The organism is Streptomyces collinus Tu 365 (assembly GCF_000444875.1).
Classification (GTDB): Bacteria; Actinomycetota; Actinomycetes; order Streptomycetales; family Streptomycetaceae; genus Streptomyces; species Streptomyces collinus_A.
Map to the genome: position 1 here is coordinate 6543867 of NC_021985.1, position 19265 is coordinate 6563131.

The 19265-nt window shown below is 75.1% G+C and carries 18 protein-coding genes and 1 pseudogene; 4 read left to right on the forward strand and 15 right to left on the reverse strand.

Features of this window, described 5'->3' with window-relative positions; translation table 11 throughout:
* Positions 1-62: 62 nt before the first annotated feature.
* A complete protein-coding gene (hemE, locus tag B446_RS28385; RefSeq protein WP_020942874.1) occupies positions 63-1130 on the forward strand; it encodes a uroporphyrinogen decarboxylase in 1068 nt (355 codons plus the stop codon).
* A gap of 10 nt (positions 1131-1140) precedes the next feature.
* Here the strand turns inward: hemE and B446_RS28390 are convergent, their stop codons facing one another.
* Entirely contained in the window at positions 1141-1965 is an 825-nt protein-coding gene (locus B446_RS28390) for a rhomboid family intramembrane serine protease (protein WP_020942875.1), read from the reverse strand.
* 92 nt (positions 1966-2057) lie between these two features.
* Between B446_RS28390 and B446_RS28395 the strand changes: the two genes are divergently transcribed.
* Positions 2058-2369, forward strand: a complete 312-nt coding sequence (locus B446_RS28395) for a hypothetical protein (protein ID WP_043476581.1) — start codon at positions 2058-2060, stop codon at positions 2367-2369.
* Positions 2370-2432: 63 nt separating this feature from the next.
* Here B446_RS28395 and B446_RS28400 read toward each other — a convergent pair whose 3' ends face one another.
* Positions 2433-3872 carry an FAD-dependent oxidoreductase gene (locus B446_RS28400; protein WP_020942877.1) on the reverse strand — a complete coding sequence of 480 codons (1440 nt, stop codon included), beginning with the start codon at positions 3870-3872 and terminating at the stop codon, positions 2433-2435.
* 158 nt (positions 3873-4030) lie between these two features.
* Here B446_RS28400 and hemG point away from each other — a divergent pair, with 158 nt between their 5' ends.
* Together hemG and hemQ are read left to right on the forward strand one after the other, a co-directional pair.
* Positions 4031-5485, forward strand: a complete 1455-nt coding sequence (gene hemG, locus B446_RS28405; protein ID WP_043476584.1) for a protoporphyrinogen oxidase — start codon at positions 4031-4033, stop codon at positions 5483-5485.
* Positions 5486-5490: 5 nt separating this feature from the next.
* The gene (gene hemQ / locus B446_RS28410) at positions 5491-6222 is read left to right on the forward strand and encodes a hydrogen peroxide-dependent heme synthase (RefSeq protein ID WP_020942879.1); all 732 of its coding nucleotides are present in this window, start codon (positions 5491-5493) and stop codon (positions 6220-6222) included.
* Between the two features lie 38 nt (positions 6223-6260).
* Here hemQ and B446_RS28415 read toward each other — a convergent pair whose 3' ends face one another.
* From B446_RS28415 to B446_RS28475, 13 genes and pseudogenes are all read right to left on the reverse strand, one after another.
* Positions 6261-7892, reverse strand: coding sequence for an alpha/beta hydrolase (locus B446_RS28415; RefSeq protein WP_020942880.1), 1632 nt, complete (start codon positions 7890-7892; stop codon positions 6261-6263).
* Between the two features lie 159 nt (positions 7893-8051).
* Positions 8052-8837: a TIGR04222 domain-containing membrane protein gene (locus tag B446_RS28420; RefSeq protein ID WP_020942881.1), complete on the reverse strand. Its 786-nt coding sequence runs from the start codon at positions 8835-8837 to the stop codon at positions 8052-8054.
* A gap of 97 nt (positions 8838-8934) precedes the next feature.
* Entirely contained in the window at positions 8935-9648 is a 714-nt protein-coding gene (locus B446_RS28425) for a DUF4142 domain-containing protein (protein WP_020942882.1), read from the reverse strand.
* 210 nt (positions 9649-9858) lie between these two features.
* Positions 9859-11277 (reverse strand): DUF692 domain-containing protein, encoded by a 1419-nt coding sequence (locus B446_RS28430; protein WP_020942883.1) that lies wholly within the window; start codon positions 11275-11277, stop codon positions 9859-9861.
* Between the two features lie 101 nt (positions 11278-11378).
* A complete protein-coding gene (locus B446_RS28435) occupies positions 11379-12095 on the reverse strand; it encodes an aminoacyl-tRNA hydrolase (RefSeq protein WP_020942884.1) in 717 nt (238 codons plus the stop codon).
* A gap of 61 nt (positions 12096-12156) precedes the next feature.
* Positions 12157-12360: a hypothetical protein gene (locus B446_RS28440; protein WP_020942885.1), complete on the reverse strand. Its 204-nt coding sequence runs from the start codon at positions 12358-12360 to the stop codon at positions 12157-12159.
* A gap of 25 nt (positions 12361-12385) precedes the next feature.
* Positions 12386-13258, reverse strand: coding sequence for a polysaccharide deacetylase family protein (locus B446_RS28445; RefSeq protein WP_020942886.1), 873 nt, complete (start codon positions 13256-13258; stop codon positions 12386-12388).
* 63 nt (positions 13259-13321) lie between these two features.
* Positions 13322-14865 (reverse strand): annotated as a pseudogene (locus tag B446_RS40820) (FAD-dependent oxidoreductase).
* 28 nt (positions 14866-14893) lie between these two features.
* Positions 14894-15343: a hypothetical protein gene (locus B446_RS40825; protein ID WP_268825413.1), complete on the reverse strand. Its 450-nt coding sequence runs from the start codon at positions 15341-15343 to the stop codon at positions 14894-14896.
* Between the two features lie 14 nt (positions 15344-15357).
* Complete coding sequence (locus B446_RS28460; protein WP_020942888.1) at positions 15358-15948, reverse strand: YbhB/YbcL family Raf kinase inhibitor-like protein; 591 nt, start codon at positions 15946-15948, stop codon at positions 15358-15360.
* Between the two features lie 10 nt (positions 15949-15958).
* Positions 15959-16759 carry a slipin family protein gene (locus B446_RS28465; RefSeq protein ID WP_020942889.1) on the reverse strand — a complete coding sequence of 267 codons (801 nt, stop codon included), beginning with the start codon at positions 16757-16759 and terminating at the stop codon, positions 15959-15961.
* 133 nt (positions 16760-16892) lie between these two features.
* Positions 16893-18479, reverse strand: coding sequence for a SulP family inorganic anion transporter (locus B446_RS28470; protein ID WP_078614827.1), 1587 nt, complete (start codon positions 18477-18479; stop codon positions 16893-16895).
* Positions 18480-18487: 8 nt separating this feature from the next.
* Positions 18488-19066 (reverse strand): carbonic anhydrase, encoded by a 579-nt coding sequence (locus tag B446_RS28475; protein WP_020942891.1) that lies wholly within the window; start codon positions 19064-19066, stop codon positions 18488-18490.
* Positions 19067-19265 lie beyond the last annotated feature (199 nt).

The following is a 19265-nucleotide window of genomic DNA, read 5'->3' on the forward strand; positions in this document are numbered from 1 at the left end:
GTTTCCCGCCCTGCCCGGGCCGGGCCGAAAGGCGCGCCCCGGCGTCGTGCGAGACTGGCCCCGTGACCGCGAACGACACCCCTACGGGCAAGCAGCCGACAGCGACGTACGACAGCGCCTTCCTCAAGGCGTGCAGGCGCGAGCCCGTGCCGCACACGCCGGTGTGGTTCATGCGCCAGGCCGGCCGTTCGCTCCCGGAGTACCGCAAGGTGCGCGAGGGCGTCCCCATGCTCGAGTCCTGCATGCGGCCCGAACTGGTCACCGAGATCACGCTGCAGCCGGTGCGGCGCCACGACGTGGACGCGGCGATCTACTTCAGCGACATCGTCGTCCCGCTCAAGGCCATCGGCCTCGACCTCGACATCACGCCCGGCGTCGGCCCGGTCGTCGAACAGCCGATCCGCACCCGCGCCGACCTGGCCCGGCTGCGCGACCTCACCCCCGAGGACGTCACCTACGTCACCGAGGCCATCGGCATGCTCACCCGCGAGCTGGGCGCCACCCCGCTGATCGGTTTCGCCGGCGCGCCCTTCACCCTCGCGAGCTACCTCGTCGAGGGCGGCCCGTCCCGCACGTACGAGAACGCCAAGGCGATGATGTACGGCGACCCGGAGCTGTGGGCCGACCTGCTGGACCGCCTCGCCGACATCACGGCCGCCTTCCTGAAGGTGCAGATCGAGGCGGGCGCCTCCGCCGTCCAGCTCTTCGACTCCTGGGTCGGCGCGCTGGCCCCGGCCGACTACCGCCGCTCCGTGATGGCCGCCTCGGCGAAGGTCTTCGACGCGGTCGCCGGCTACGGCGTGCCGCGCATCCACTTCGGCGTCGGCACCGGCGAACTGCTCGGGCTCATGGGCGAGGCCGGCGCGGACGTCGTCGGTGTCGACTGGCGCGTCCCGCTGGACGAGGCGGTGCGCCGCGTCGGTCCCGGCAAGGCGCTCCAGGGCAACCTCGACCCGACCGTCCTGTTCACCGACAAGGACACCGTCGAGGCGCGGGCCCGCGAGGTGCTGGACGCGGCCGCCGGTCTCGAGGGCCACGTGTTCAACCTCGGCCACGGCGTCATGCCGAACACCGACCCCGACGCGCTCACCCGCCTCGTGGACCACGTCCACACCTACAGCGCCCGCTGAGCGCGCCCGCTCACCACACCTGACGGGGCCGGGCCTGCCTGCCGAACAGCAGGCGGCGCGGCTCCGGCGGGGGCGGGGTGCCGGGCTTGAGCGGCCAGGCCAGCAGCATGCCCGCCACGAAGCCCACCACATGGGCCGCGTAGGCCACCGTGCCGGCACCGGAGACACCGTGCCCGGAGGAGTACACCGCCTGGAGCCCGAACCAGAAGCCCAGCACCAGCCAGGCGGGCAGCCGCAGCGGCAGGAACACCAGGAACGGGACGAGCACCCAGACCCTGGCCCTCGGGTACAGCACCAGATAGGCGCCGAGGACGCCGGCGATCGCCCCGGACGCGCCGATCAGCGGGTCGCCGGAGCCGTCGTTGAGCAGCGCGAAGCCGTAACCGGCCGCGTAGCCGCAGACGACGTAGAAGAGGAAGTAGCGGATGTGGCCCATCCGGTCCTCGACGTTGTTGCCGAAGATCAGCAGGAACAGCATGTTGCCCAGCAGGTGCAGCCAGCTCCCGTGCAGGAACATCGCCGTGAAGACGGACAGCACCGGGTTCTTGTGGTAGCCCGGCGGCGCCACCACGCAGCCCGGGCCGTGCGCCCCGACGCCGACGGCGCCGGTCGGCACCAGCCGGGGCAGCTCCTGGTGGATCAGCTCCCTGGGGACCGCCGCGTACCGGTCCACGAAGGCCTGCAGATGGCACAGTTGCGCCAGGTGGTCGCCGCCGGACGCGGACCCGGCCATGCCGGGGGTGGTGAGGAAGACGAGGACGTTGACGGCGATCAGCGCGTACGTCACATAGGGCGTGCGGCGCACCGGGTTCACGTCATGGACGGGGATGACCACACAGGAGTACTGCCCCCGATACGACGGGCGAACCGGTGAACGCGTCCGGTCAGGAGTGCGTATTTCATGTCAACCGACGTGAGGATCAGGCGATGACCGAACGAGTTACTCCTCCGATGCACGCCCTGCCCGACGGCGAGGCGGAGATCTCCCTGGTGGTACGGCTCCCCTGGGAGGACGTCGCCCGGCTCGGCCAGGAGGCGGGCCGGCTGGCCGCCCAGATGCAGCGGCCCGTGACCCTGGACGAGGCCGTGAGCCACCGGCTGCGCTCCGCCCGGCCCGGCGCGGCGTCGCACGCGAGGCCGTCCGGGGAGCAGCCCGCCGCCGTCGCCTCGAGCGCCTCCGGCCCGGGCTCCGGCACCGGCTCCGTGGCCTCCCTGCCGAGGCTCAGCGGCACCGCCTGACCGGCACCCCGCGGGCGGGAGTCCGGCCGGCCGCCCCGCCGCGGCCGGCCCGCCGACGCCCCGCTAGCGCGATCCCGCGCGCACCTTCGCCGCCGCCTTCCGCGCCGCCACCAGGACCGGGTCCCACACGGGTGAGAAGGGCGGGGCGTAGCCCAGGTCGAGCGCCGTCATCTGTTCGACCGTCATGCCCGCCGTCAGCGCCACCGCGGCGATGTCGACGCGCTTGCCCGCCCCCTCCCGGCCGACGATCTGCACGCCCAGCAGACGCCCCGTACGGCGTTCGGCGAGCATCTTGACCGTCATGGGGGACGCGCCCGGGTAGTAACCGGCGCGGCTGGTCGACTCGATGGTGACCGTCTCGTACTGAAGGCCCACCCGCTCCGCGTCCTTCTCGCGCAGCCCCGTGCGGGCGATCTCCAGGTCGCACACCTTGCTCACCGCCGTGCCGACCACCCCCGGGAAGGTGGCGTAACCGCCGCCCACGTTGGTGCCGACGACCTGCCCGTGCTTGTTGGCGTGGGTGCCCAGGGGCACGTACTGCTCCTGGCCCGAGACCAGGTTCAGCACCTCGACGCAGTCGCCGCCCGCCCACACGTTCTCCTGGCCCCGCACCCGCATCCCCAGGTCGGTGAGCAGCCCGCCGTGGGCGCCGAGGGGCAGGCCGGCCGCCCGCGCGAGCCCGGTCGCCGGGCGCACCCCGATGCCGAGGACGACGACGTCCGCGGGGTACTCGGCGTCCTCCGTGGCCACCGCGCGGACCCGGCCTCCCCCAGGCTCTCGGCTTCGCTCGAGCAGGGAGGTGCCCCCATCGCCCGTGAGCACCTTGGTGACCTCGGTGTCGTTCACCATGGTGATGCCCAGGCCCTCCATGGCCCGGTGCACCAGACGGCCCATGTCCGGGTCGAGGGTCGACATGGGCTCCCTGCCGCGGTTGACGACCGTCACCTCGAAGCCGCGTTTGATCAGCGCCTCCGCCATCTCGACGCCGATGTAGCCCGCCCCGACCACCACCGCCCGGCGGCCGCGCGTGGCGGACAGCGTGTCGAGCAGCGCCTGCCCGTCGTCCAGGGTCTGCACGCCGTGCACGCCGGGCGCCTCGACCCCCGGCATGTCGGGACGGACCGGGGCGGCGCCGGTGGCGATGACGAGCTTGTCGTACGACGTCCAGGACTCCTCGCCGGTTTCGACGTCACGCGCGCGTACCCGGCCGCCCGCCAGGTCGATCTCCGTGACCTCGGTCCGCATCCGCAGGTCGATGTCCCGCGCGCGGTGCTCCTCGGGCGTGCGGGCCACCAGGTGGTCCCGCTCGGACACGTCACCGCCGACCCAGTACGGGATCCCGCACGCCGAGTAGGAGGTGAAGTGCCCGCGCTCGAACGCCACGATCTCCAGCTCGTCCGGCCCCCGCATCCGGCGCGCCTGCGACGCCGCGGACATCCCCGCCGCGTCGCCGCCGATCACGACCAGCCGTTCCCTGCCGCCCCGCCCACCGTGGATGCTCATACGAACACGCTACGGGCCGGGCCGCGTTCAGCCCCGTCCGGGCTCGCCGGAGGGGTCCGCCACGGCAGGGCCGGACGGCAGCGGGCCCGGGGCCGCCGGCGCGGGCGCGGACACCGGGCCCCCGCGGCGGTGGCGGTGGGGTCTGAGAGAGTGGGGGGATGAGCGCGAGGGGTACGGGCAGCAGGCATGTCGTCGTGGTCGGAGCGGGGGTCGCCGGGCTGGCGGCCGCTCACCGGCTGCTCGCGCGCGGTGCGCGGGTGACCGTCCTGGAGGCCTCCGGGCGGGTCGGCGGCAAGCTGCTGCCGGGCGAGATCGCGGGCGTACGGGTCGACCTGGGCGCCGAGTCGATGCTCGCCCGCCGCCCCGAGGCCGTGGCCCTCGCCCGTGAGGTGGGTCTGGCGGACCGGCTCCAGCCGCCGGCCACCGCGAGCGCCTCGATCTGGACCCGCGGCGCCCTGCGCCCGATGCCCAAGGGCCATGTGATGGGCGTGCCCGGCACCGCCGCCGCCCTGGCCGGCGTGCTGTCCGACGAGGGCCTGGCCCGTATCGAGCGCGACGCCGACCTGCCCCGCACCGAGGTCGGCGACGACGTGGCGGTCGGCGCCTACGTGGCGGCGCGACTCGGCCGCGAGGTCGTCGACCGCCTGGTGGAACCCCTGCTCGGCGGCGTCTACGCGGGCGACGCCTACCGCATCTCGCTGCGCTCCGCCGTCCCGCAGCTCTACCAGGCGGCGCTGAGGCACGACTCGCTCACCGGGGCGGTCCGCGAGATCCAGGCACGCGCCGCCACGGCCGGCCAGACCGGCCCGGTGTTCATGGGCATCGAGGGCGGCGTCGGCAGCCTGCCGCTCGCCGTGGCCGAGTCGGTCCGGGCCCGGGGCGGCGAGATCGTCACCGGTGCGCCGGTGACGGAGCTGCGCCGCGCGGACGGCGGCACCTGGCGCGTCGTCGCCCAGGACCGCGTACTCGACGCGGACGCCGTGGTCGTCGCCGTGCCCGCCCCGGCCGCCGCCGCGCTGCTGCGCGCCGAGGCCCCCGCCGCCGCGGCCGAGCTCGCCGCCGTGGAGTACGCCTCCATGGCGCTGGTCACCCTCGCCTACCGCCGCGCGCAGACGGCCCTGCCCGAGGGCAGCGGCTTCCTCGTGCCGCCCGTCGACGGGCACACCATCAAGGCGTCGACCTTCGCCTCGCACAAGTGGGGCTGGATCGCCGACGACGACCCCGGCCTGCTCGTCCTGCGCACCTCGGTCGGCCGGTACGGCGAGACGGAGATCCTCCGGCGCGACGACGCCGACCTGGTGGACCTCTCGCGCCACGACCTGCGCGAGGCCACCGGCCTGGCCGCCGAACCCGTCGCGGCCCGCGTCACCCGCTGGACCGACGGCCTGCCCCAGTACCCCGTCGGCCACCACGCGCGCGTGGCCCGCGTCCGCGCGCACGTCGCCGCCGTGCCGGGCCTCGCCCTGTGCGGCGCGCACCTCGACGGCGTCGGCATCCCGGCCTGCGTCGCCAGCGCGTACGCGGCGGCCGACCAGATCCAGGGGGACCTCAGGGGTGTGCAGGAGCTCACCGCACACCCGGTGCAGAGCCTGCACGGCGGAGCGGGAGAATAGGGGACATGAGCGACGACGCCCCCACCACCGAGCCCGGCAGGATCCCGAACAAGGGCAAGCTGGCCAAGGACCTCAACGAGGTCATCCGCTACACGCTGTGGTCCGTCTTCAGGCTGAAGGACGTGCTGCCCGAGGACCGCGCCGGTTACGCCGACGAGGTCCAGGAGCTGTTCGACCAGCTCGCCGCCAAGGACGTGACGATCCGCGGGACTTACGACGTCTCCGGTCTGCGCGCCGACGCCGACCTCATGATCTGGTGGCACGCGGAGACCGCCGACCAGCTCCAGGAGGCGTACAACCTCTTCCGCCGCACCCGGCTCGGCCGCGCGCTGGAGCCGGTCTGGTCGAACATGGCGCTGCACCGCCCGGCCGAGTTCAACCGCTCGCACATCCCGGCGTTCCTCGCCGACGAGACGCCCCGCAACTACGTGAGCGTCTACCCCTTCGTACGCTCCTACGACTGGTACCTCCTGCCCGACGAGGATCGCCGCCGCATGCTCGCCGACCACGGCAAGATGGCCCGCGGCTACCCGGACGTGCGCGCCAACACGGTCGCCTCGTTCTCGCTCGGCGACTACGAGTGGGTCCTGGCCTTCGAGGCCGACGAGCTGTACCGCATCGTCGACCTCATGCGCCACCTGCGCGGCTCCGAGGCCCGCCGGCACGTCCGCGAGGAGGTCCCGTTCTACACCGGCCGCCGCAAGTCGGTCGCGGACCTGGTCGCCGGCCTGGCCTAGCCGCACCGGTCCCCGACGACCTCCCCGGGACCCGCCCCTCAGGACTTGCCCTTCAGGGAGTCCCGTGAGGGGTGTCCCGCGGTGTGGCGGGCCGGGGTCTCGGGCCTCGGCTCCGGGTGCGGCGCGCAGGCAGCGCGCCGGCCCGGGACCCGGCCCTCCAGCAGGTAGGCCTCCATGTGGGCGTTGACGCACGCGTTGGGGCCGCCCCCGAGCCCGTGCGCGCCCGCGTCCCGCTCGGTCACCAGCACCGAGCCGGCCAGCCGCCGGTTCATCTCCAGCGCGCCCGCGTACGGCGTGGCCGCGTCCCGCTCGGCCGCCAGGATCAGCACCGGGGGCAGCTCGCCGGGCCCGGTCCGCACGTCCAGCGGCCGCTGCCGGGGGGCGGGCCAGTAGGCGCACGGCAGGTTCATCCAGACGTTGTCCCAGGTCTCGAAGGGCGCCACGCGCGCCAGCCGGGTGTTGTCGCGGTCCCACACCTTCCAGGCCGTGGGCCAGGCCGCGTCGTTGCACTCGACGGCCGTGTAGACCGCGGTGCCGTTCTCCGCCGCCGCGGCCGTCTCCGGGCCCGGCACGGCAAGCCGGACCAGCGGCTTCGCGTCGCCCTTCAGATAGGCCGCGAGCGCCGCGGCCCGGCTCGGCCAGTAGTCGTCGTAGTACCCGGCGGTGAGGAACACGCCCTGCAGCTGGCCCGGTCCGACCTTCCCGCCCGCCGCTTGGCGGGCCAGCCGGTCGCGCGCGGTGTCGTAACTGCGCTGCACCTGGGCCGCGGTGCGGCCGAGCCGGTAGACGTCGTCGTGCCGGGCGATCCACTCCCGGAAGTCCGCCCAGCGGTCCTCGAACGCGGCCGACTGGTCGAGGTTGTCGCGGTACCAGACCTTCTCCGGGTCCGGGTCCACCGCCGAGTCCAGCACCATCCGCCGTACGTGCGAGGGGAACAGCGTCGCGTAGAGCGCGCCGAAGTAGGTGCCGTACGAGGCCCCGACGAAGGTCAGCCGGTCCTCGCCCAGCGCGGCCCGCAGGACGTCCAGGTCGCGGGCGTTGTTGAGCGAGTTGTAGAAGCGCAGCCCGGCGCCCGAGCGGCGGGCGCAGCCGCGCGCGTACGCCCGGGCCTCGGCGACGCGCTGCTTCTTGTACTCCGCGGAGGGGTGCGTCGGGGACTGGGTGGGGGCCCGGTAGAAACGCCTGGGGTCCACGCAGGACAGCGGCGCCGAGTGCTCCACCCCGCGCGGGGCGTAGCCGATCAGGTCGTAGGCGGCGGCGATCCGCTGCCACCCCGGCAGCGCGCCGATCAGCGGGAAGGCCATGCCGGAGGCGCCCGGGCCGCCCGGGTTGTAGACGAGGGCGCCCTGCCGCGGCACCTTGCGCTTGCTGTTGTGCGGGTCCCGGTGGGTGGCCGGGATCCGGCTGACGGTCAGTCTGATCTGCCGGCCGTCGGGGTGGGCGTAGTCCAGGGGCACGCTCACCGTGCCGCACTTCAGGATGTCGGGCGCGCCCAGGTCGGCGGGGCACGCGCCGAAGTCGACGCCCGCGGCGCGGGCCCGGGCGGCGGCCACGGCCGCCCCGCGCGGCTCGGCGGCGCCCGGCAGTCCGGGGCTGCCGCCCGCCGGGGCCGCGGCCAGGGTGGTCACCAGCAAGGACCCGGCGGCCGTGTACAGGGCGGCAGCTCTCATCGCGTATCCCTTCGGTGCGCGGCGGCGATGGCACTGCTGCCACGGCCCGGCGGTCACAGAAGGGATGTTTCGTTCGGCGCGCGGTGAAGGCAAGCACCGCCCGGCGGGTGTCGCCTCAATGCCCCCTGTGCGCGGGCCGCCGTGCGCCCGGGCGCGGTCTCAGGGCCGCCAGGGCTGGTCGCGGTGGGTGAAGGCGGCGCGCAGTTCCGGCTCGCCGATCGCGCGTATCCCGCGCACGGCGACGGAGGTGAGGAAGGACCGTTCGTCGCCGGAGCGGGGCGCGCGCCGGGGCAGCGCTCCGAGCAGCCGCTGACCGGCGGGCGAGGCCCAGCGCGAGTACGGGTGCGTCTCGACCCGGGCGATGGCCAGGCAGCTCAGGCTCAGGACGAGGGGCAGCGCGAACCACAGGGCGAGCAGCGGGCGCGGCATCCCGCTCTGACCGGGCATCAGCAGCGCGGTGAGGGCGAGCGCGGGCACGGCCAGGGCGGCGGCGCGGACCTGCCGGATGCCGGATGCCACGGTGGACCCCACGCCCTCGGGGACCGCGAGCCCCGCCCGCACCAGACGGTCGGCGAGCCCGCGGACGGCGTCGGCACCGGCCGCGGCGGCCCGTACCGGAGCGATCCGCGACTGGCCCTCGGGGCCGATCGCCCCTATGACCGACTGCTCCATCTCGTCGCGGCCGCGCGGGTCCACGACCGTGGCCCAGCCGGTGTGCGCGAGCAGCAGCCGCCGCTGCCGGGCCATGGACACCATGGTCACGTCGGCGACCCGCGCCGGCCCGCCGGACAGGAACGCGGTCTCGTACAGGGTGAGTTCGTGTCCGCGTTCCACGGCCGGGCCGTCCGTGTCGGCGGCCGCGGAGCGAACGGCGGCCAGGCACAGCCGGGTACACGCGACACCGGCGAACGCCCAGGCCAGTAGCAGCAGAAGGACCCAGAACATGACGTGTTTTCTATGCCAGGGGCCACGAAAACGCCATGCCCTGTTCACCATCCGGACCGAGCGTCGCTCTCCCGTGACGCTCCGCCCCGGCCGCGGCTCAGGACGGCGAGGGCTCGACCGGGACCGCGGAGCCGGGGTCGACGACCGGGGGCGTGGGCACGGCGGACGGGGGCGTGGCGAGGTCCCGGGCCAGTGCGGAGAAGTCGACGTACCCGGTCGCCTCCAGCACCTTGATGTGGTCCAGCACGGTCGCGTTGGCGTCGTCGGCCAGGTCGCGGACCAGCGAGTTCTGGGTACCGGCGCGGACCTGGGCGACGAGCGAGAACACCCGGCCGTGCGCGAGGCGCAGGATGTCCGCGAACCGCCGGTCGAACTCCTGGCCCCTGGCGGCGCGCAACGTGGCGAGCCACTGCCGCTGCTGGTCGTTGGGCTGGTTCGGCAGGGGGATGCCGAGCTGGGAGGCGACGGTGCGGTCGTGCGCGTCGAGGGTGGTGTGCCCGTTCACCAGGTGGTGGCCGGCGTCCCGCACGGCCTGGGTGCTCCCCCTGGTCTCCGCGAGCTCGCCGGCGGGCAGCTCCCACAGGCCGGCCAGCCTGACCTTGGTGACGAAGTCCCGGTCCTGCGCGGACAGCGGGCCGTACGGGGTCGTCACGGTGGGGTCGCTCAGGACGTTCGCGCCGGCCGCGTCCGGCCGGTCGGCGTACGACCAGAGGGGGAAGAGCAGCGCCGCGGCGGTCGCCGCGAGGGCCGCGATGATGAGCCCGGTTCCGTTGAAGATGCCTCGGCCCTTGACGGGGGGTCGCGGTCGCATGGTGCCTCCTGCTCCGCACGCCGGGGGTGCTGACGGGTGCGGGCTTGGCATAGTACTGGGGGCGCCGGCGGTGCCCGGAACGGCACCGGCCGGTTCACGGCCGGCGAGCGGGCGGGCGACGCCCTCCGCACTGCCCCCCGATGCCCTCCGCGCTGCCCCCAATGCCCTCCGCGCTGCCCCCGTTGCCCCCCCGCGGTGCCCCGGGGGTGCTCAGCCCCGCCGCAGCAGCACCCGTGCCCGGGCCGCCAGGCCACGGGGCCGGGGGGCGGGCCCCGAGCGGTCCAGCCACCACCGGCGCAGCTCCCGCCGGGCCCGCGCGTCCGCGGGCCTGCCGACCTTCAGCAGGTGGCCGGCGAAGTCCAGTGCGTCCCGCCGGTACCCGCCGGTCATCGGGCGGACCCGCGCGTAGGCGAGGAACGCCTCCCGGTAGCCCTCGCCGAGGATCACCGGCAGCTCGGGGGCGACCTTCGCCACCACGCCCGCCCGCTTCGCGGTGAGCGCCCGCGCCTGCACCCCGAGGCGCACCCGGTCGAACCCCTCCGGCACCGGTGTCCCGGCCACCAGGGCGGACAGCACGGCCGCCTGGCCGACCCCGAGCCGCTGCCGGGCACCCGCCGCAGCCAGTACGTCGACGGCGCCGGCTCCGGCCCCCGCCGTGACCTCGGCGGCGGTACCGTCGGCGACGGCCGCCCCCACCGCGCACGTGGTCGTGAGCGCCGCGGGAGAGGGGGGCCCGGCGCAGGGCGCGGGTGTGGTCGCCCCGGCGGGGGCCGGCGGCGCGGCCGGGAGTGGCCCGGCCAGGGAGGAGCCCCTCGACACGGCCCCCCGGATCGTCTCCAGCTCCCGCTCCAGCGCCGCCGGTGCGGGGAAGTCGTCGTCGCGCTCCAGCAGGACGCCGGGGGGCGTCACCCGGGCCGCGAGGCCGGTGAGGATGTCGAGGACCGGGCGCGGCACGGGGTGCGCGTGGCTGTCGTGCCAGACGCCGTCACGTTCGACGCCGCCCGCGACATGCACGTAGGCGAGCGCGTCCAGGGGCAGCGCGGCGAGCGCCTCGGCCGGGTCCTCGCCCCGGTTGACGTGGTTGGTGTGCAGGTTGGCCACGTCGATGAGCAGCCGTACGCCCGTCCGCTCGACCAGCTCGGCCAGGAACTGCCCCTCGGTCAGCTCCTCGCCCGGCCAGGAGAACAGGGCGGCGATGTTCTCCAGGGCCAGCGGCACCGGCAGCGCCTCCTGCGCGATCCGCACGTTCTCGCAGAGCACGTCGAGCGCGTCCCGGGTGCGGGGCACGGGCAGCAGGTGGCCCGCCTCCAGGTGCGGGGAGGCGGTGAGCGCGCCGCCCGCCCGTACGAACGCGATGTGCTCGGTGACCAGCGGGGCGCCGAGCGCCTCCGCGCGCTCGGCGAGCGCCGTCAGCCGGTCCTGGTCGGGCCGGTCGGCGCCGCCGAGGCCCAGGGAGACGCCGTGCGGGATCACGGTCACCCCCCGCTCGCGCAGCCGCAGCAGCGGCTCCGGGAGGTGTCCGGGGCAGATGTTCTCCGCGACCACCTCCACCCACTCGACGCCCGGCATGCGCTCCACGGCGTCCGCGATCTCCGGCCGCCAGCCGATCCCCGTGCCCAGTCGCCGCATGACTCCGCCCCCCTCGGTCGAATGACGGGGGTATGGCCCCGGCCGGCGGCCCCGAACCCTCACGGGGCCGCCTTCAGAGCAACATTTGAGGTTGCGGCGTCCTACCGCAGCGCGGGGTGGTCGGCGACCACGGTGCAGGAGCCGGGCGCGATCTCCGTGAAGCCCGCGTCCCGGACCACGGGCAGTCCGCCGCCCGTCAGCCCGGCCCAGTCGGCAGGGTCGGCGGTCCGTACGGCCAGCGGGAAGCCCGCCTCGCGCCAGGCGGTGCGCTGCTCGCCGGACAGCGCCCACCAGGCGAGCTGGGCGCCGTGGCCCGCCTGCGCCATCGCCTTGCCGGCGGACATGTCCAGGTCCGGGTTCAGCCACAGCACGGGCTGTGCCCGGTCGGGCCCGGCGGGCGGTTCGGGGTCGTCCAGCTCGGTGCCCGACACCTGGAGCTTCGCCAGGTCCTTGGGCCAGCCGTCCAGCGGCACCGGCGGGAAGACCCGCACCTCGGCCGACTTCCCGGTCACCGTGATCCCGGGCAGCGCCTCGGCCCGCCGCCACTCGGCGCCCCTGGCCCGCCGCACCACCTTGCGGATCCGGGCGTCCTCCCAGTCCCGCACGGCGGCGGCCCACTCGCCGTCGCCGGCGGCGCGCGCGTCGCCGAGCAGCAGGAGCACGGCCCGGGCGGCCGTCTCCAGCGCGTCGGTACGGGCCGGCGGGGCGCTCCGCTCGATCCGCACCACGAGGGGCAGCACGAACTGCGGCGCCTCGTCGCGGGAGTGGCGCTCGGTCTGGAAGGGGCTGTCGCCCGGGGACGTGGGAACTCGGCTCACAGCAGCCCACCCTAAGGGGCGCCGCGCCCACCGCCCCCGGCCGGTCCGGGAGCGGGCGGGGTCACCCCGAGCACGCGGTGCGCTGCGCCTCCTGCCACTCGCACACCGGGCACAGCGTGATCCCCTTGTACGAGTCCGGGTACTCCGTCGGCTCCCGGCACAGCACGCACGCGGCGTACGGCGGGCCGTCGGCCCTCGAGGGCCGGGTCGTCCCGGCGATCGAGCAGTAGGTCGCGTCGGCCGTCCCGTCGTCGTGGTCGCTCATGCCCCCAAGGGTAGGGCGGTGACGGTCACCGGTGGCCGTTCGTCTCGGCGATCAGCTCGGAGACCTTCACGAAGCGGTAGCCCTGCTTGCGCAGTTCCGGGACGACCGCGCGGACCACCCGCTCGGTGGTCGGGGCGGCGCTGCGGGTGCAGTGCATGACGACGACCGAGCCGGGTTTCACGCCGTCCAGCACCTGCCGCCGGACCGCGTCGGCGTCCGTGGCGAAGGCGTCGCCGCTCACCACGTCCCACTGCACGGCGGTGACGCCGACCGCGCTGAGCGCGCGCAGCGCCTGGCGGTCGTAGCAGCCGCCGGGGAAGCGGAAGTACGGCAGCGGGTGCGGCACGCCCGCCTTGCGCAGGGAGGCGTAGGCGCGTTCGACGTCCTGGCGCATGCGGCCGGCGCCGACGGTCGGCAGGCCGTAGCAGTCGCTGGTGAACGCGTAGTGGCTGTAGGAGTGGTTGGCGACCTCGAACTGCGGGTCGTGGCCGAGGGAGCGGGCCTGCGCCGGGTACTGGTCGGCCCACCGGCCGGTCATGAAGACGGTGGCCGGCACCTTCAGGGTGCGCAGGGTGCCGATGAGGTCCGGGTTGTCGAAGTGCTCGCCCGAGGCGGCCCGTGGGCCCTGGTCGGCGGTCATGTCGGCGTCGAAGGTCAGCGCGACGGTCTTGCCGCGGTCGCGCGGACCGTGCTCGAAGACCGGCGTCAGACCGCCCGGGCCCGGGGTGAGCACCGCGGGGTGCGAGGCGGACGGGGAGGCGGAGGCGGCGGGCCTGGCGTGGGCGGGCCGCGCCGGGCCGGAGGTGCCCGCGCTGCCGCAGGCGGCGAGGGCCGCGCCGAGCGCGCAGACGGCGGTGGCACGGCGTACATGGCGGAGACGGCGTACTGGTGCAATCACCGTACGAAAGTAAGACTTAATTACTGGTTATCGGGCGATATGACCTGTGGCGCGGCGTCATCGTCACTCGCGCGGCGGCTCCTCCTCCAGGTCGTGCCGCTCCAGCGGGTGCACCGCCGGACCCTGGAGCACGCCGCCGTCGACGTCGAAGCGCGACCCGTGGCAGGGGCACTCCCAGGCGCGCTCCGCCCGGTTGAAGGCGACCAGACAGCCGAGGTGGGTGCAGCGGGCCGAGACGGCGTGCAGGACGCCCTCCTCGTCGCGGTGGACGGCGAGCCGCTCGCCCCCGGCACGGACCACCGCGCCCTCACCGGGGCCCAGGTCCGCCACCTGGGCCGGCGGGCGCAGCCGGTCGCCGACGAAGTGCCGGGCCACCTCCGCCTGGGCCTTCAGCAGGGACGGCGCCTCGCGCAGCACCGACTTCACCCGGCGCGGGTCGTACAGCTCCTGCCAGGGGCTGTCCCGGCCGGTGATCAGGGCCGTCAGCAGCAGCCCCGCCATGATCCCGCCGCTCAGGCCCCAGCCGCCGAAGCCGGTGGCCACGTACGTGTGCCGGGCGCCCGGGTGGAAGGGGCCGACCATCGGCACGGTGTCGGTGGAGTCGTTGTCCTGCGTGGCCCACGCGTACGCCGGTTCCCACCCCGGGAAGTGCTCCCCGGCCCAGGCGGTGAGCCGGTCGAAGCCCGCGCCGGGGTCGCCGGTGCCCGGTGTGAAGTGCTCCCCGGTCACCACGAGCAGCCGCCCTCCGTCCTTCCCGTACGGCGCGGTGCGCACCGAGCGGGTGTTCTCCTCGGGCGTGATGTACATGCCCCCGGGTCCGGGCCGTCGCCGAGCGGTCCGGCGACCACCAGTTCCCGGCGCGGCGAGAGGCGGGAGAAGAGCAGGGCGCGGTCGAACACCGGGTAGTGGGTGGCGATCACGACGTCCCGGGCGGTCACCGTGTGCCCCGCCTCGGTGGTCAGCCGGCAGGGCTCGCCGCCCTCCGCGAGACCGACGACCCGGGTGAGCTCGTACACCTGCCCGCCGAGCGCGAGCAGGTCCTGGGTGAGGGCCCGCAGGTACTTGAGCGGGTGGAACTGCGCCTGCCCGCCCACCCGTACCGCCCCCGCCACCGGGAACGGCAGCCCGGTCTCGGTCGTGAACGCGGCCGGCAGTCCCGCGTCCCGCGCGGCCGCGGCCTCCGCCCGCACCTCGTCCACCCGCTCCGGGTCCCGCACGAAGGTGTACGCGTCCCGGGTCTCCCACTCGCAGTCGACGCCCAGCTCGTCCACCAGCGCGGCCGCGTGCTCGATCGCCTCGGACTGGGAGCGGGCGTAGAGCCGCGCGGCCTCGGGGCCGCGGGTGCGGCGCAGCCGGTCGTAGACCAGGGTGTGCAGCGCGGTCAGCTTCGCCGTCGTGTACCCGGTGACGCCGGCCGCCGCCCGTCCCGCCTCCAGCACGGCCACCCGCCGCCCCGCCCGGGCCAGCGCGTGGGCGGTGCTCAGCCCGGCCATGCCGGCGCCGACGACGGCCACGTCCACGGCGAGGTCCTCCGTCAGCACCGGGTGGTCCCGTCCCGGGGCGGTGCGCAGCCAGTACGAATCGGTGACCTGCCGGAACTCACGCATGCGCGCCGGGTACCCCGCCCGGACCGCGTCACGTCTCCCGCAGCAGCCGCTCCCGGCACGCGGCCACGCCCAAGTCGCCCTCCGGGTGCCGCGGGTCCAGCGCCTCCACCTCCATGGCGGTCTCGTACGCCTCCCGGCAGGCGGGCCACGGCGCGCGGTCGGCGATGTCGCCGGGGGCGGACGTCCCGTGCCTGTCGGGCCGGTCAAGGCGGCGCAGCGGCCGGCGGCCGTGCTCGCCGTACGACAGGTGCGGGAAGCACTTGACCGGGCTCATCCCGTCCTCGGCGAGCGACCGCTCGACGTCGGGCCAGGAGCCTGCCGCTGCGCACGCCGTCCGCGAGCGCGGCCTCCTTGCCCCCCCGGGTACGACGGGAGTGGCCCGCGCGTCGTACGCCGTCAGGTCGACGGGCGCGCCGGGCGGCAGCCGAACCCCCGTGGGCGCCGTCGCCTTCGCCGTCCCCGGTCCGGGCGACGTCACCGGTGGCCGTGCGGTCAGCGGCGTCCGTAGCGGCCGGTGAGGGTGCCGGTGGCCAGGGTGTGCCCGGACAGGGCGCGCAGCAGGTCGGCCTCGGTGGCGCCCGGGGCGAGGCGGGGAGCCCGGTTGGCGGCGTACACCGTGAGGACGTAGCGGTGCGGCCGGTCGCCGCGGGGCGGACAGGGGCCGCCGTAGCCCGTCCGCCCGAAGCCGTTGCGGCCCTGCGTCGCCCCCGGCGGCCGCTCGCCGGCGGAGAGCCGGGCGGTCCCCGGGGCGATGTCCCAGGCCAGCCAGTGCGTGAAGGTGCCGTGCGGGGCGTCCGGGTCACGCAGCACGAACGCCAGGGAAGCGGTGCGATCCGGTACGGCGCCCAGGGCGAGCGGCGGGGAGACGTCGTCGCCGTCGCAGGTGAAGCGCCGCGGGACCGTGCCGCCGTCCCGGTAGGCGGAACTCGTCACCGTGAGCCGGTGGGGCGCGGCGGGGGAGCCGGCGGGCCGGGCGGCGGGCGGGGCCGCGGCCGGGCCGCCGTCGTTCCCGCACGCCGTCACGACGGCCGTCGCGGCCAGGGTGATCACGGTGGCCGCCGCGGCCGTCAGGCTCATGCGCATGCCCGGCAGGCTAGCCGTCCGGCGCCTCTTTCCCGGTGAGCGGCGCGGGCTGCTGCGCCCCCCGCTCCAGGAAGTGCAGCAACTCCACCGGGATGGGCAGCACCAGGGTGGAGTTCTTCTCGGCGGACACCGCCATCACCGTCTGCAGCAGCCGCAGTTGCAGCGCGGCGGGCGTACCGGACATCTGCTCCGCAGCCTCGGCGAGCTTCCTGGATGCCTGCAGCTCCGCGTCGGCGTTGATGATCCGGGCCCGGCGCTCCCGGTCGGCCTCGGCCTGCCGGGCCATCGACCGCTTCATCGCGTCCGGCAGGGACACGTCCTTGATCTCCACCCGGTCGACCTGCACACCCCAGCCCACGGCCGGACTGTCGATCATCAGCTCCAGGCCCTGGTTGAGCTTCTCCCGGTTGGAGAGCAGGTCGTCCAGGTCGCTCTTGCCGATGATCGAGCGCAGCGAGGTCTGCGCCATCTGGGAGACCGCGAACTTGTAGTCCTCGACCTTCACCAGCGCGCTCGCCGCGTCGACGACCCGGAAGTAGACGACCGCGTCCACGCGCACGGTGACGTTGTCCCGGGTGATGCCCTCCTGGGCGGGGATCGGCAGCGTCACGATCTGCATGTTGATCTTGTGCAGCCGGTCCACGAACGGGATCACCAGCGTCAGGCCCGGCTGCCGTACCTCGCCCGCGACCCGTCCGAGCCGGAACAGCACGCCCTGCTCGTACTGCTTGACCACCCGCGCCGCCATCGCGAGGTACACGAGACCGACGCAGACGAACGCCACGACCGCTCCCACCACGTCCTGGAGCATGGCGACCTCCTCGCACAGAGGCCTGCTTTGTCTGTTGCTGTAACGATATGCCGGGCTCGGGGCGGAAGCCATGGCCGGGTCCCGGGCCCGCCCGCCGGGAAGACCGGCGAGGCGGGCCCGGGGCTCCGGCCGGTCAGGCGGCCGGGGTGCCCGCCGGGGCGGCGCGTGGCGCCGGAGCCGTGACCTGGACCGGGACGGTGCCCGGTGTGCTGTGGCGTGCCGCCCAGTTCTCCAGGGCCGTGCGGCAGGCGTGGTCCAGGTGGTGCAGCCCCGAGAGGTCGAGCCGGACCGGGCGGTCCTGGGGCAGCGACTCCAGGCTGTCGAGGATCCTCGGCAGCCGCAGGAAGGTCGCGTTCCCCGACAGCCGGGCCTCGATCGGGCCGGCGCCCTTGTCGACCACCTCGAGCCGCAGGTGCGAGGCCTCCCAGGCCGTCTTGACGACCGCGAGCGCCAGTCCGATCAGCACCCCCTCGAACATGCTGACCGCCACGATGGACAGGGCGGTGACCGTCAGGACGACGGCCTCGCCCCGCTGTTCGCGCCACAGCGCGGCCAGCGCCCGGGCCGGGACCAGCTTGGCGCCCGAGTGGATCAGGATGCCCGCGAGCGCCGGGACCGGGATGAGGGCGAGGACGTCCGGCAGCAGGGCGGCGAAGAGGAGCAGCCACACGCCGTGCAGCACCCGGGAGGCCTTGGTGCGGGCGCCCGCCTGGACGTTGGCCGCGCTGCGCACGATCACCGCGGTCATCGGCAGCGCGCCCAGCAGCCCGCACAGCGTGTTGCCCGCGCCCTGCGCGACCAGTTCCTGGTCGTACCGGGTGCGCGGCCCGTCGTGCAGCCGGTCCACCGCCGCCGCGCTGAACAGCGACTCGGCGGACGCGATCAGCGTGAACGCGACGATCGTGCCGAGCAGTCCGGCGCCCGCGAGGCCGCCGAAGGCGCTCAGCGGCGGCGGCTGGACCGAGTCCAGCAGCCCCCGCACCTCCACGGTGGCCACCGGCAGTCCGAGACCCGCCACGGCCGCCGTGGCGAGCCCCACGGCGGCCAGCGGACCGGGCACCGTGCGCACCCGCGCCGGTGCGAGCCGCCACAGCAGCAGCACCGCGACGGTGCCCGCGCACAGCGCGAGGGAGGCCAGGGCGGCGCCGTCGCCGAGGGCGTCGAGGAGCGCCCCCGGCAGCCCCGCCAGCTTGCCGAGACCCGAGTCGGGGGCCTTGGCGGCGAGTGCCGGGTACAGCTGGCCGGCGATCAGGACCAGCCCGATCCCGGCCAGCATGCCCTCGACGACCGAGACCGAGATCGCCCGGAAGTACCGGCCCAGCCGCAGCGCGCCCATGAGGATCTGGAGCAGTCCGCAGGACAGGACGATCACGCCGAGCGACGGCAGCCCGAACTCCTTGACCGCCTCGAAGACGAGGACCGTCAACCCGGCGGCGGGACCGGACACCTGGAGGCTGCTGCCCCGCATCAGCCCGGTGACGATGCCGCCCACGATGCCGGTGACCAGGCCGAGTTCGGCCGGCACCCCCGAGGCGACGGCCACGCCCACGCACAGCGGGAGCGCGACCAGGAAGACGACGAGGGAGGCGGCGAAGTCCCGCCGCAGATGGGGGAGCCGGGATATGAGCCCCGGGGAGGCGGGGGAGTCCGGGGAGCCGGAGGGAGTGGGGGGTGTGGGGGAAGTGGGAGGTGTGGGGGAAGTGGGAGGTGTGCTGTTCATCGGCGCGCTCACAGGGCTTCGAAGGTGTCGGTCCGCGCGCGGTGCGTCCGGACGGCGCCGGTGTGCACCTCGTAGTACCAGCCGTGCAGGCCGAGCCCGCCGCGCGCCAGCCTCCGCTCGATGCACGGGTACGAGCGCAGCCGCAGCAGCTGGGTCAGGACATGGCTCTGGACGGCTTCGGCGACCTCCGGGTCCTCGGCCGCGCCGGCCGGGCGCGGGGTGGCCTGCGCCAGCCAGTCGCGGACGGCGGGCACGGCGGTCAGGTCGTCACCGCGCACCAGCGCGCCGACGGCGCCGCAGTGCGAGTGGCCGCAGACGACGATGTCGCGGACGCCCAGCACCTCCACGGCGTACTCGATGGTGGCGGCCTCGCCGGTGGGGTGCTGCGAGGCGTACGGGGGGACGATGTTGCCCGCGGTGCGCAGCTCGAAGAGCTCGCCCGGGCGGGCGCCGGTGATCAGGGCCGGGACGACCCGGGAATCGGAGCAGGTGATGAACAGGACCTGTGGGGACTGGCCTTCTGCGAGCTCGGCGAACTCCTCAGGGCGCTGTCCGAAGGTACGGGCGTTGTCGATGAGGGGCTGCATGCGTGTGGACTCCTCCTGGCGCGCCGCACCGGCGCGTCGGGCTTGCACGACGTTCGTGGGTGTGGGGGAGGGAGCCGTCCCTCAGCAGCGGAAGACCTGAAGAGCTGCCGTGGAGTGGGCTCTGGAGGATCTCGTGGTCCGGTGATGCGGGGCACCGGCCGCGCCGGCCGGCCGCGGGGCGGCCGACCGCCGGGGTATG